Consider the following 13,378-nt stretch of genomic DNA (forward strand, 5'->3'; position numbering starts at 1 on the left):
TAGAAGAATTACATAAAATTAATTTAAGATACAAATGCCAAATCAAGTAGATCAATCAACTTTAAACATGAGTAAAATTGGACCAGCAATAGCATCTGTACTTATCCTGCTCATCGTCATTGGCTATTCTATTAAAACAATAAAAAATCAAGTTCGATATATTGAAAGCTTACACTCAAACGAATGGCACGTATTTGAAAGGCATATGACTTCAAACTATTTTTTTACCGTGTCAAAATTTCGAGATAATCGTAAAAGCCTATATATAAGCCAGGATGGTGACGTATTTTATTCTCAACTTTGCACTAACAAACTAAAAAATATCTGTAAATTAGCTTATTCATCTGAAATAAAAGTTGAAAGTGTACTTTTTTACGCTCAAATACATAAACAGACAGGGCGATATACTTCACTACATTTAAAAGACATCGTTTTCATAGATCAAAATAATCGCCAACAAACATTTAATTATTTAACTACACCTCCAGATGATCAAAATTCTATTTCTAATAAAAAAAATAGTTTATGGATTTCACTCATACTCATATTTATAAGTTATTTATTCTTCGGATCCGTGGCATCTTTTCAGATTTCCGATAGTATTCCTCAAAATATTAAAATGCAAAAAAAGATCAATAAAACTATTATTATCGCAATCTGTATGTGTTATTGCTATTTAATTGCAATCACATTAATTACATTCTTGAAAAATTAATATTTTTCAAATATAAAACGATCAGACACAAAAAAACCGCAACATGTGCGGTTGATTGTTCAAGTTGGTGCGCTCAGAGAGATTCGAACTCCCGACCCCTTAGTTCGTAGCCAAGTGCTCTATCCAGCTGAGCTATGAGCGCATTACTTGTGTGCCAATTCAGGCGATACGTTACATACAATTTACTTATTGGTGCGCTCAGAGAGATTCGAACTCCCGACCCCTTAGTTCGTAGCCAAGTGCTCTATCCAGCTGAGCTATGAGCGCGACATAAGTAAAGTTGGCGGTGAGAGAGGGATTCGAACCCTCGGTACAGTTACCCGTACGCATCCTTAGCAGGGATGTGGTTTCAGCCACTCACCCATCTCACCGTAACGTGCGGCCATAATACAAACTTCATGCTAGCACTGCAAGCACAGACACTCAATTTTTTGCATATTTCTGTTCAATTAAATACTTTTTAAACAATTTAGAGCGGATTCAGCCGAATTTATTCTTTTCTCTACATCTGCATGTTGAATAAAACAGCAGATATTCTAAATTGCCGACATAAAACACAATATTGCAATCATTTGCGTGCAGTCTGTCTTCGCATGACTTATGCTAATCCTATCTACTGACATACAGCCAAAGACATTATGAAAAATTGGGTCGATCCTGAAGCAAAAGCTGAAGCTGAACGTTATGACAACCCTATTCCGAGCCGCACGCTCATTTTAGAAACCATCGAAGAAAAAAAGACGGCTTTATCGCATGCGGACTTGGTCGAAATTTTTGAAATTGCAGACCAAAAAAGCATTGAAGCGCTCAGCCATCGTCTGATTGCGATGGTTCGTGATGGTCAACTGATGAAAGATGGCTTCAAGTTTCAAATTGCCGAAGAGCAACCTGAACATGAAGCAACGGTTTACATCAACAGTAAAGGCTTTGGCACGGCGAATATTGCAGGGCATGAAGACTTACTTCTACCTGAACGCGAACTGCGCCAAGTGTTTAATGGTGACCGTGTTAAAGTGCGTCAAACCTCAGTAGACCGCAAAGGTAAAGCTTGGGGCTTTATTACCGAAGTGGTGCAACACCGTGTGAAGCAAATCATTGGTAAAGTATCGATACATGACGGTGAATACTTTATTCAACCAGCAAATCCCAATGCGCACCAACCGATTACTTTAGAAAAAGAGTTAATCGAACACGCACAAGTCAAAGTGGGCGATTCGGTTCGTGTTGCAATTGATGACTACCCAACCAAAGATGAGTTGGCGACAGGTCATATTGTGCAATCGATGGCAGACAAGGCCGATACTGAAATTATTATTCCCCAAACCATTTTAGAGTTTGGTTTGCCGTATGAATTCCCAGAAGAAGTGATTAAAGAAGCAGAAAGCTTTAAAGAGCCTTCAGCGCAGGACCGTGAAGGTCGTATTGACCTACGAGATTTAGCCTTAGTCACTATTGATGGTGAAGATGCACGCGACTTTGATGATGCAGTCTATGCAGAAAAACGTCCAGGCGGCGGTTACCGTGTGGTGGTGGCCATTGCAGATGTCAGTCACTATGTCCGTTCAGGCAAACCACTGGATGATGAAGCCCAAGAACGGGGTACATCAGTGTATTTCCCGCACTTTGTTTTACCGATGTTGCCTGAAGCTCTTTCGAATGGCTTATGCTCACTCAATCCACATGTAGACCGTCTGTGTATGGTCTGTGATTTAAACCTGTCACGTGCCGGTCGCGTCACCAAGTTTGAGTTCTACCCATCTGTGATGCACTCAAAAGCACGTTTAACCTATACCAACGTTGCTCAATACTTTGAAGGTGACAGCAGTGCCATCCCAGAAGACCGTGATGTACGCAAATCCTTAAACACCCTGTTCCAACTTTATCAAGTCCTCAAAGGTTTACGTGCAGAACGTCATGCTATGGAATTTGAAACCGTTGAAACCTACATGACCTTTGATGAACTGGGCGGCATTAAGGAAATTTTACCGCGTACGCGTAATGATGCGCATAAACTGATTGAAGAATGTATGTTATTGGCAAACGTGGCAGCGGCTGAATATGCGCTACAACATGATGTGCCAATGTTATACCGTATTCATGAACCACCTGAGTTTTCACGTATTCAAAAAGTACGCGATTTTGTCAAACTGCTCGGTCTACCGTTCCCAGAACAGCCGACTCAGAAAGACTACCAAGCCGTGATTGATGCAACCAAAGATCGTATTGATGCTCCAAGTATCCATGCCGTGCTGTTACGTTCAATGATGCAAGCCTACTATGGTGCGAATAACGCAGGTCACTTTGGTTTGGCATATGAAGCCTATACGCACTTCACTTCCCCAATTCGTCGCTACCCAGACTTGTTGTTACACCGTGCGATTAAAGCCAAGTTAAAACATAAACCTGCACCTCTTTCAGGGGCTGCTTTGGATGATGCTGGTCAACATTTCTCAGCGACTGAGCGTCGTGCAGATGAAGCGTCTCGCTCTGTCACCACATGGTTGAAATGTCATTATATGCAGCAACATTTAGGTGAAGAGTTTGTCGGCACCATTTCTGCCGTAGCGGAATTTGGTCTATTTGTCACGCTCAAAGACTTATATGTTGACGGCATGATCCATGTCAGCCAACTAGGCGATGACTACTTTGTCTATGACCAACCAAGTCAGAGCTTGATTGGGCAGGCACGCGGTCAAAGCTTTAGCTTGGGCGATGAAGTGAAAATCAAAGTTGCAGCAGTGAATTTAGAAGATCGCAAAATTGATTTTGAATTATTGCAGCAACTCTCACATGGTGGTCGGCCCATACGTAGTCGAGCACCCCGTGTTGGTAAAGCCAAAACAGCACGAAGCGAAAGTAAAGAAGAAGTCTTCAGCGAGTCGACAAACGCCTCTCCCAGTAACAGCGGAGACCAGCCCATACGACGCAAAAAAGATAAATCCCAACCTAGCTCCTACAGCAAAAAGCCTGGTAAAAAATCTTCATCAAAGTCTGAAACAAAGGTTAAAGATAAAGTGAAGAAAAAGGCTAAACTTAAAAAGAAAAAATCAAACGCAAAAGCGAAAACTGAGTAAATGATGAAAAAGGTGCTAGGGCTTAATGTGTCCTAGCACCTTTTTTCATAGGGCCAACATGAATTTTTTGCGTTTATTTTTAAGCAAACCCATCAGCCAATATCATCCCTTGCTTTACTTCATGGCCACGCGTAGCCGACGTATGATGCGCTATTGGCAATGGAAAACAGATGGGAAAGACTACGCACATTCATTTTCTAACGCTCCTTTGGCTTTTCGCGTCAAAAAGCATCAGTCCGTTCTGTTTCGTAAATTAGGCGACATCGATCAGCACTGGCAACACAATAAAGTCATCAATCTCAAAATTGCCAGTCCGTGTATTTCTGGGATTTTAATCCACCCACAACAGACTTTTTCTTTTTGTCAGTTGGTAGGACAACCAACAACTCAAAAAGGCTATGTTGAGGGAATGGAACTCAGCTTTGGTCAAGCACGCGGTGGTATTGGCGGCGGTATTTGCCAAATTGCCAATCTCATTCACTGGCTTGTCTTGCATAGCCCATTGCAAGTGGTACAGCGTTCACAGCACTCCTTTGACCCTTTTCCAGATCATGGTCGTGTACTTCCATTTGGTAGTGGCGCTGCAATTTTTTATAACTATATTGATTATCAATTTTACAACCCCACCCCGCATAGCTTTCAACTTCGGCTGTGGTTTAGTGAGAAATGCCTAGAAGGTGAACTGCGTTGCTCAGTCGATTTAGGCTATGTCTATCACGTGTTTGAACAACAGCATGCCTTCCTAAAAATCGGGACGGACTACTACCGACAAAACGAAATTTGGCGACACCGCAAAGAAAAATATAAAAGCGGTGAAATCTTAGCAACTGAATGTATGACCCGTAACTTTGCCAAAGTGCTTTATCAGCCCTCACGCATTGATCAGCACTACCCTTCATGGGCTGAATTTCAAGCGGCGCAAAACATCAAAACCAATTAAAACTTGATTTCCCAGTGCATCACCCTTACATCTAGTGATAACTGAACTTTTAATTTGGCTTAAACGCATGACATTAGAAAAAGTAACCTTGCCTGTTCCACAGTTTGATCAAATCACCTTAGTACAACTCCAACAACAGATCGAACAAGCCATTCAACAGGGTCAAAGTTTTTTAAAAGACCTGAGCGAAGTCCCTGAATCGATTCAGGCACAGCTTGCGGTCTTAGAACAAGTCGATCATTTAGAAAATAATATGAGTGAAGCATGGGGCGTACTGTCCCACCTCAATGCGGTGATGAACAATGCTGAAACTCGTGAGGTATACCAGTCACTATTACCAAGCTTAAGTGAATACTATACCGAGTTAGGTCAACACACAGCGCTGTATCAAACCTATCAACACATTCATGATGCTGCACAATTTGATCACCTGCCTGAAGCCCAACAAAGTGCGATTAAACTTGCACTGCGCGACTTCAAACTGTCTGGGGTGGCTTTAGAAGGTGAAGCCAAAAAACGTTATGCAGAAATCTCGGCACGCTTATCACAACTATCGTCCGACTTTTCCAACCATGTTCTTGATGCTACACAAGCCTATTTCAAACCTTTAGCGGACCACGAACTGGCAGGATTACCCCAAAGCAGTGTAGAGCTATTAAAACAATATGGTCAGCAGCGCGAACTGGATCAACCCGTTGCCACTTTAGACTTCCCGTCATATTTGGCGATTATGACCTACGCGGAAAACCGTCCTTTACGTGAAGAGCTGTATCGTGCCTATACCACACGTGCATCAGATCAGTCTGAACATGCTGAGTTTGATAACACCGCGGTGATGGAAGAAATCTTAAGCCTACGTCAGGAAATGGCTGCACTGTTAGGTTTCAATAATTATGCCGAGCTTTCATTGGCCAGCAAAATGGCGCCAAATGTAGCCACCGTAGATCAGTTCTTACGTGATTTGGCTGAACATTCACGTGCCCCTGCGCTCAAAGAAGTGGCGGAGCTGAAAGCCATTGCCGCTGAAGATGGCATTGATGATTTAAAACCGTGGGACAGCACGTATTATTCGGAAAAATTGAAAGTCCAACAGTTCAATTTATCTCAAGAAGCACTCAAGCCCTACTTCCCTGCACCTAAGATTTTGCAGGGCTTATTTAGCATTGTGAACCGTCTTTATGGAATTCAAATTGTGGAGCGTGAAGCCCCAGTTTGGCACTCAGATGCACGCTATTTTGAACTCGAAGATCAAGGCGCAGTGGTCGGTGGATTCTACTTTGACCTCTATGCGCGTCAGGGCAAACGTGGTGGTGCATGGATGAGTGGTTTCCGCTCTCGCACCCAAACAACGCAAGGCCTACAAAAACCGATTTGCTATATGGTGTGTAACTTTACGCCACCTGTGGGAGATCAAGCAGCACTACTGACACATGATGAAGTGATTACCTTGTTCCATGAATTTGGACATGGTTTACATCATATGTTGACAGAAGTTGACAATATTGCAGTTGCGGGGACACACGGCGTGGCATGGGATGCTGTAGAGTTGCCAAGCCAATTCATGGAGTTTTGGGCATGGGATACCGAAAGCTTAGACCTGCTCAGTGCACATGTTGACACCCAAGAAACCTTACCAGAAAGTCTACTCAAAGCCTTGCTGGACGCGCGTTTCTTCCAATCTGGCATGCAAAGTTTACGTCAAATTGAGTTTGCCCTGTTCGATCTCAGCATTCATAAAGCAGCCCCTGCTTTGAAAGCAGATCAGATCCAAGCCACCTTAAATGACATCCGTGCACAATACGCTGTTTTAGAGACTACTCCTTATAACCGATTCCAACATAGCTTCAGCCATATTTTCGCAGGCGGCTATGCAGCAGGTTATTATTCTTATAAATGGGCGGAAGTTTTGGCCAGTGATGCCTTCGATCGTTTCGAAAATGAAGGGATTTTTAATACTGCCACTGGAAAAGAATTTCGCCAGTTTATTCTAGCAGTTGGCGGAAAAGATACAGCGCTTGATGCATTTATCAATTTCCGTGGACGCGAGCCAAAAATAGATGCTTTACTTCGTCATCAAGGTTGGACGAACCGCTAAAAAAGTGAGTAAACTAGGCGCCTAAATTGTTCAGAAGGTAAGTCTAATGACTATTAAACGTCGTTTCATTGCAGGTGCAAAATGTCCTAAATGTCAGGCGATGGATCGAGTTGTTATGCTTACCTCGAATGACGATGAATGGATTGAATGTATCGACTGTGGTTATTCTGAGAATCGTCCAACTCATGTAGACGAGCCTCAGATCCCTGCTATCCCTGACGAGGTTGGGGTCATTCAATTTAAACCACGTCAATCAAAGAATAAAGGTTGAATCGAATGTCGTCCGTACAACACAACAACCCTAAATTACTCTGGGGTATTACAGCAGGTTTAGTCGCAATCATTGCGTTTTTTGCACTTTATCAATGGTTGTTTGCTGCACAAGAGTCTGCAACACCGGTGCACCAAGCGGAGTTGATTCAACCGACCGTGAAGGCGCTTCCAGAAGCTGAAAAAGCAGCTTCGACCTCCATGGCTGACAACACCATTAAATTGGTCGAAGAAGATATTTTAAAAGCACCTGTACCTGAAAATGCCTCACTTGCTAAAGAAGAAGTGGCGAAACTGGACGATATTCAAAGCCAGTTGAAGGAACAGGAAAAAAGCTTGCAAGCACAGCACAAAGATGCTGATGAACTCGTAAAACTCAAAGAAGAACAAATTAAACTGTTAGAAGCACAATTGGCTGCTCAGTAAAATACAGTTATTCTTTTTAAAGACGTTAGCCTATCGACTGATACGCTAACGTCTTTTTTTGCCTAGCTGCTTCACCCATCCTTTCAATCAGCACTAAGCCATTACATAACTCATCATCTCATTTGAACTACCTTCACCAATAAAGTCTCTAGTCGCTATACATCACAGCCCCTAGCTCATGCCAAGGATATCTTTTAGAAGGAGTTTATTTGCCGATTGGGTCTTATCATTGAGCCTAAGTGAGGGCTGATTTTCTAAGATAGGCCGCTTAGCAATATCGTTGTACTTTGTTTTGATATCAGTGGCAATTTACGTTGGTAAATCCTAAAAAAGAGCTATTTTCTTCAGAAGTATCTCCAATAACTCCAAAACATAAAAAAGCATCCGAAGATGCTTTTTTTATGGTCTAACTCAAGTTCACAACTTAGTGATACCAGCCAAATAACTTAAAGAAGTATGGAACATAAGCAATGATCAGCATCGCTGGGAACAACACGATCAAAGGTAAAATCCAACGTTCATAACGATAATAGAAAGATAAATGACGCACTTCCTCATCGGCCTCATTCACCTCGGCATCACCAATGGATTGTCTTGCTAAAAGATGATTAAGGGCCACAGGTGGTGTCACATAGCCCAACTCAAAGCCAATCAAGGTGATCATCCAAAAATGGACAGGATGAATACCATATTGATAGGCCACAGGTGCAACCGTCGCAGAAATCAAGATCACGGCGCCAAACGGATCCATAATCATCCCAACAAAGACCATCAACCCCAAAATCAGAGTAATGACCAAGAACGTACTGCTAATATCAGTTGGGAAGAAACTCATCACCTCCGTACGTTCAAGCAATCCGCCCACGCTCACCGACAGCGCCATTAAAATGACCAAAGCACCAATGTGTCCAACGGTTTCACTGGTCGAGATATGCATCGACTTCCAAAAACCGACTTGGCGTAACACGTCCATGGAACTAGATTGAACCACCCCATGATTCACCACTTGTCCATCATCTGCGGCATTACCATGTAGCCCTTCACGGTATTCTGCATGGGCAACTTGAGCCCCTGCCAATACAGGTTCACCACCCGAGTTATAATTTGCGCTGAGTGTCTCATCCCAATGCCCCACAGCAGGCAAAGGCGCAGGCTGATGACGTAATTTATCAAACAACACGATCATCAATAAAATCACAGGCATCATCACGGGTGCAGTAAATTCATTTAGGTCAGTGTCTAATAAGAATTTATAGAACATCCACGTGAGGACAAAAATCACGATATAAGGCACAACTGCTAGGAATGCGCGCCCTGATTTCGGTGCGGCCAAACTCGGTGCCGCGATGCGGAATTTACTCTCTGCAAAGAAGAGTGAAACTACTAAAAACAGTGTTGAGGTCAGTAAGAACGTGTAAACACCATATTGATAAAGCAGGTCCGTCGTGACTTCTTTGTTTAAGGATGCCACCACGACAATCAATAAGCATGGACGCAAAACTACACCCAGCGAACCCGACATTGCCGTTGCAGCCAAAGCAAACTGACGACGTCCACCTGCATTCCAGACTTCTTTATAAATAATCGCCCCTGCTGCAATCACAAAGATCCCCGATGCACCGGTATATGCGGTCGGTAAAGCCGCAGCGATTAAAATCAACCAAGTTAAAGTTTCAGGCGCCAAATTCCATGGACGCAAAATATTTAAGAACAGATCCACGACACGAGTTTGTTTCAACAACATACCCGCCCAAATAAATAGGGCTAAATTCAGGAAAATACTGGAGAATTCAACCAGCTGTCCCAAGTAAATCCCTTGCCCCATGGGGTAGTCCATGAAGAAGATAAACGCCACACCCGTAATCACCGCCATGTAGGCATACAGAGGCACACTCAGGAAAGCAAAGCCTAGACGCCCGCCGGCTTTGGCCTCTTTCGGTGGGCTAAACAGCTGCCACACACTTATCAAGGTAAGTACCGAAAACAGAATCATCCACAGCCAATAAATCAGCTGGGTTTCGCCATTCATCGGTACACCCGAGTCTTTGACTGAGTTAAATTGGCTGATACTCGAGTAAGTCAATAAACCATTACCCAGTGTCATCAGTAGGCTATAAACTCGATAATCCAGCTTGGTTGCAGGGCCACGCAAACCAATATGATGGATTTTTAAGGTGGCACTAATCGCAGCTAAAACCACCATAAAAATTAATAGAATGGCGCGATTTTCTGTTCCAAACTTAAAAATACCAAAAAAAGTGGTTTCAAAATTACGATAGGCACGGATACTTGGATGTGCCTCCATATGTTGCATGGCTTTATCATAAAACTGATACTTTTCTTCACACTGCTGCACACCTGCCAAAATGGACGCACGCACATCAGCCTCCGAAGCCGTACCAAAAAAGTCTGCGAACTCATCTGCAGCGTTGGCTTGCATTTGAGTCTTGACCAAAGCATCCACATTCGGCTGACGATTACACTCTGGCTTGGCTGGCTCTGCCCTTAAAAAAGAGTACTGCATACCCGTGGCTGGATCGCCATATAAGCGCTCACCCATACGTAGCAATTGGCCATGGATCATTTCACCTGTACCAATTAACAGCGTAAGTAACAGTAAAATCAGAATGAAAAAAGTAGAAATCCACTCGGTCCATATATACTTCAGCAGATCGAGTCCTGATCTGCGCTGTCCATGATTCTGCATGTTGTTTCCTATTTTTATTACAGTTCTATTCGGCGCAATACACCGTAGAACCTGTCGTTTTAGTCGGCTCGAGCTTGTCCTTTCTCTATGCCTTTAGATTTTTGTTTTGTTTATTTTTTCATCAAATTTATATTTTTGAATATGACAATCTAGATTTTCTTTTTAGAATTTAGGTCAATCCTCTATTCATCAAATAGATTCACCCCAATTAAATATAAAGCTGCAATCACAATCCCCCAGATCACGCCCAACAAATGCGCTTCGACCAAAACAGGGCTACCGATCAGTTCAGCCGTAGCACTCTCGCCAAAGGTATTTTCCCAAATCAGTTTGCCTAAAATGAGAAACAGCACCAAACTCGCAAACATCCGTTCTTTACGGTATAGCAAATGGACAATGGCTATGGCAGTGAACATCCCATGCAGCACCCCTGACAGACCAGCATAGGCTTCAATATCCGCCAGAAAATAATAAAAACTCAGACTAATCAACGGCGGTAAAATCAGCAATAACGCCACAAAATGCCAGACGCGCGCACGTGGAAAAATAAAAGGCAAGCACATAAAAGCCAGCATATTGAGTGCAAAATGAATCCATCCCACATGCACCCAGTGCGCTGTCCACAAGCGCCAAATTTCAGGAAAAATATCCACTCGCCAATAAATAAATTGATCTTTAAAAATCTGTAGGCATGCCGAGATCGACACGACAAACGCAATCAAAATGATTTTTCGATTCAGAAATTGATCATGCATCACATGTCCTTATCGTGTTGCTCATTTATTTATTGTTATTTTTTCTGCGCTTCGGCTCAGTTTAAAATTGGTTAACTTTCACTAAACAACTCATCTAGCTCAGAACGGTCTTCTTTTTCATCCCAGAAGTGCGCCATACCACCATCCCCAGTTCGTGTCCCGGTATGTTCAGTCCAATAACGATCCGAAATACCCTGAACCATACTCGAGGCCATACTATCAATCAGTTTAAATTGTGGATTGCTCTGTTTTTCATCGCTATAAGAGGCCGCATAACTTTTCAATGCATCACGAATCTTGGCATCGTCCCCACTGGCTTGAGCCGCTATAGCATACATTGCATGAGATAAACGAACCCCTTTTTGCTCTCCAATTTGCATCGATTGTTTCAAGGTCTGATATGGATCAGGTTTACCTTCACCCGCACCTGGCAATAAGGTCCAAATCACCGCACGTGTTGCATTCGGCGCACCCCAAAACTTTTCATTGTCTAGACACACCATCCCACGTTCAACAATAGCCGCAATGTCTTTAGGAACATTGACTGCACCACCTGAGTTAATATCATTGGTCATGGCTTGTAACCCACTCAACATCCCCAGCATATATACAGTTTGATCCAAATCGCTGTTCATTTTTGGGCAGCCTTCACCCAATGGTTTCTTATATTTCTTTTCCCAGCGGTTTTGAAAAAGTTGATAGCCAGTATATTGACGTTGTGCTGCAGTCGCCGCCCAACGCTTTTGTTCAATTCGAGCATCCTGTGCTTCAGAGACATTGCCTGCTTTCGAGGCACGCAAATAACGTAACTCAGCCTCAAGTGCCTGATTTTCCGCACAAATACCCGATGCTGAATAAAGTAAAACTGCAACACGCGTTGGATCTGCCCCCATGTCTTTGGTCGACATAATTGCAGGAGTCAAAGCATTGCCTGAGTTACACACCATCTCAGCATCTTCCATGGCTAAAATAGGCGGCACAATATGTTTTTCACTAAACCCGAGCGCAGCATTGGCGCCTGTTTTAACCACTTGTGAACAACCCGAAAATAATAAACTTGTAAGCGCTACAACAGCCACACCTTGGCCTATTTTTTGGACTTGCGACATTTTCCTGTCCTCTATTTGTATAATTGTATGTGTCCATGCTGACAAACATAGCAGAAGCATTTTCCGAAGAAAAGAGTATTTACTCTAAATCAGACCACTACTCTGCCATGAAATAAAAAGCGGAAAATTGACTAAAATGACGCCTCAACTTTTTTTTAGGCAAAAAAAAGTAGCATAGCGACGGTTCGGCACATGCTACTTATCAACTGTGAAGCCTAGCTAGGCTTTGTTTGGTGCAAATCGTTCCTTCAGCACAGTTCCTAATCGTCCTATAACAATCGCTAACACAATTGCTACCACTAGAAACATCCAAGTTGGGATCATCATACGATTTTCCTTGTTTGCTGTTGGTGATTTGAATGTACATTTTAAGATCAAAAAACTGCAGGAAAGTTGTCTGACAATCTTAAAAAGCACATCAGTTTCTTCAGATATGTCAGACAAAGTAAAATGCGATACGGTTATATTTATTATTTTTCAATCACTTAAATAAATAATGCGAATTAAAATTGTCCAACAATTATTGCATTTTAGTGAGTATTTTCAGGGCTTTCCATTGCGTGATGGGTAACTGATCACACCAAACCAACATCGGTTTAGCTCTAAAGTGTTGAAAATAAATCACAATATAAGCACGATGATCAACAATATGGCTGATTTGCACTCGTTGCACATTGGTTTGTTTCTGAAGTGACAAAGACCAATCACGGCCATCTAAATGCTGAAGCTGAAAATGTTGCGGCCCACGTAGAAAAAACAAATACAGCACAAAGCCTGCAACCAAAGCGATCAGCCACACTCCTAAAGGAAGTAGCTGATACAAGACCAGCATCAGAACGGCATAAATCGACAACTGAAACACATAAGCCAGGCGGCTGGGTTTAAGTTGAAAATGACGATGTTCCATTGCACTTATCCGTGTACATAATGCTTTAATTTTTGAATCAAGGTTTTCATTTCAGGGCGTGGCGGCTCAGAGACTTCCATAAACCAATCCAGCAAATCTGGATCTTCTTGTTCAACCAAGGCCGCAAACATGGCCTTTTCCGCAGGATCCGCCTGAAGATAATAATTTTTCACATAAGGGTCAAAGTACACATCAATTTCTTTTAAACCACGACGTGCACGGTAGATTACTTTACGTTCTTCCAAGCTCATTTCTTCAGTCATTACATTCCCCAAATTAATTGAAACGGCTTAGTTTAACCGATCACACCTCCCTCGCCACTAGTTAAATGTCGCAATTTTAACAACTGGCAAAACTCATCAAAAAATCAAATAGATTTG

At 42.6% G+C, this 13,378-nt stretch carries 11 protein-coding genes and 3 tRNA genes; 6 read left to right on the forward strand and 8 right to left on the reverse strand.

The genetic code is table 11. From position 1 onward, the window contains the following. Positions 1-34 precede the first annotated feature (34 nt). On the forward strand, positions 35-715 hold the full coding sequence (locus tag GVX98_RS09230) for a hypothetical protein (RefSeq protein ID WP_004977864.1): 681 nt from the start codon (positions 35-37) through the stop codon (positions 713-715). A 65-nt stretch (positions 716-780) separates the two neighbouring features. On the opposite strand, the gene GVX98_RS09235 is transcribed toward GVX98_RS09230, so the two are convergent. The 3 genes from GVX98_RS09235 to GVX98_RS09245 form a co-directional block, all read right to left on the reverse strand. After that, positions 781-857 (reverse strand) — tRNA-Arg (locus GVX98_RS09235). A 48-nt stretch (positions 858-905) separates the two neighbouring features. Further along, positions 906-982, reverse strand: a tRNA-Arg gene (locus GVX98_RS09240). 14 nt (positions 983-996) lie between these two features. After that, positions 997-1,086, reverse strand: a tRNA-Ser gene (locus GVX98_RS09245). A gap of 264 nt (positions 1,087-1,350) precedes the next feature. Here GVX98_RS09245 and rnr point away from each other — a divergent pair. The 5 genes from rnr to GVX98_RS09270 are packed head-to-tail and all read left to right on the forward strand — an operon-like array spanning position 1,351 to position 7,520. Continuing rightward, positions 1,351-3,789: a ribonuclease R gene (gene rnr, locus GVX98_RS09250; RefSeq protein ID WP_212749323.1), complete on the forward strand. Its 2,439-nt coding sequence runs from the start codon at positions 1,351-1,353 to the stop codon at positions 3,787-3,789. Positions 3,790-3,847: 58 nt separating this feature from the next. Next, the gene (locus GVX98_RS09255) at positions 3,848-4,729 is read left to right on the forward strand and encodes a VanW family protein (RefSeq protein WP_159127875.1); all 882 of its coding nucleotides are present in this window, start codon (positions 3,848-3,850) and stop codon (positions 4,727-4,729) included. A gap of 52 nt (positions 4,730-4,781) precedes the next feature. After that, positions 4,782-6,824 carry a M3 family metallopeptidase gene (locus GVX98_RS09260; protein WP_171065373.1) on the forward strand — a complete coding sequence of 681 codons (2,043 nt, stop codon included), beginning with the start codon at positions 4,782-4,784 and terminating at the stop codon, positions 6,822-6,824. A gap of 52 nt (positions 6,825-6,876) precedes the next feature. Then, positions 6,877-7,095 carry a YheV family putative zinc ribbon protein gene (locus tag GVX98_RS09265; protein ID WP_171065374.1) on the forward strand — a complete coding sequence of 73 codons (219 nt, stop codon included), beginning with the start codon at positions 6,877-6,879 and terminating at the stop codon, positions 7,093-7,095. Positions 7,096-7,100: 5 nt separating this feature from the next. Continuing rightward, positions 7,101-7,520 carry a hypothetical protein gene (locus GVX98_RS09270; RefSeq protein WP_004977884.1) on the forward strand — a complete coding sequence of 140 codons (420 nt, stop codon included), beginning with the start codon at positions 7,101-7,103 and terminating at the stop codon, positions 7,518-7,520. 424 nt (positions 7,521-7,944) lie between these two features. On the opposite strand, the gene GVX98_RS09275 is transcribed toward GVX98_RS09270, so the two are convergent. From GVX98_RS09275 to GVX98_RS09295, 5 genes are all read right to left on the reverse strand, one after another. Further along, positions 7,945-10,227: a TRAP transporter large permease subunit gene (locus GVX98_RS09275; RefSeq protein ID WP_159127876.1), complete on the reverse strand. Its 2,283-nt coding sequence runs from the start codon at positions 10,225-10,227 to the stop codon at positions 7,945-7,947. A 182-nt stretch (positions 10,228-10,409) separates the two neighbouring features. After that, positions 10,410-10,982, reverse strand: a complete 573-nt coding sequence (rrtA, locus tag GVX98_RS09280; RefSeq protein ID WP_004977887.1) for a rhombosortase — start codon at positions 10,980-10,982, stop codon at positions 10,410-10,412. A gap of 71 nt (positions 10,983-11,053) precedes the next feature. Then, on the reverse strand, positions 11,054-12,091 hold the full coding sequence (locus GVX98_RS09285) for a hypothetical protein (protein WP_159127877.1): 1,038 nt from the start codon (positions 12,089-12,091) through the stop codon (positions 11,054-11,056). A gap of 520 nt (positions 12,092-12,611) precedes the next feature. After that, positions 12,612-12,998, reverse strand: a complete 387-nt coding sequence (locus GVX98_RS09290; RefSeq protein ID WP_078426173.1) for a protein YgfX — start codon at positions 12,996-12,998, stop codon at positions 12,612-12,614. Between the two features lie 5 nt (positions 12,999-13,003). Beyond that, a complete protein-coding gene (locus tag GVX98_RS09295) occupies positions 13,004-13,261 on the reverse strand; it encodes a succinate dehydrogenase assembly factor 2 (RefSeq protein WP_004977895.1) in 258 nt (85 codons plus the stop codon). Positions 13,262-13,378 lie beyond the last annotated feature (117 nt).

Source organism: Acinetobacter sp. 8I-beige, from assembly GCF_902505955.1.
Lineage (GTDB): Bacteria > Pseudomonadota > Gammaproteobacteria > Pseudomonadales > Moraxellaceae > Acinetobacter > Acinetobacter johnsonii.

Bases quoted from the DNA above. Each gene is read 5' to 3' on its own strand.
- GVX98_RS09255 (WP_159127875.1), top strand. From the start codon at position 3,848: ATGAATTTTTTGCGTTTATTTTTAAGCAAACCCATCAGCCAATATCAT.
- GVX98_RS09285 (WP_159127877.1), bottom strand. From the start codon at position 12,091: ATGTCGCAAGTCCAAAAAATAGGCCAAGGTGTGGCTGTTGTAGCGCTT.
- GVX98_RS09270 (WP_004977884.1), top strand. From the start codon at position 7,101: ATGTCGTCCGTACAACACAACAACCCTAAATTACTCTGGGGTATTACA.
- GVX98_RS09295 (WP_004977895.1), bottom strand. From the start codon at position 13,261: ATGACTGAAGAAATGAGCTTGGAAGAACGTAAAGTAATCTACCGTGCA.
- GVX98_RS09275 (WP_159127876.1), bottom strand. From the start codon at position 10,227: ATGCAGAATCATGGACAGCGCAGATCAGGACTCGATCTGCTGAAGTAT.
- GVX98_RS09230 (WP_004977864.1), top strand. From the start codon at position 35: ATGCCAAATCAAGTAGATCAATCAACTTTAAACATGAGTAAAATTGGA.
- GVX98_RS09290 (WP_078426173.1), bottom strand. From the start codon at position 12,998: ATGGAACATCGTCATTTTCAACTTAAACCCAGCCGCCTGGCTTATGTG.
- rrtA (WP_004977887.1), bottom strand. From the start codon at position 10,982: ATGCATGATCAATTTCTGAATCGAAAAATCATTTTGATTGCGTTTGTC.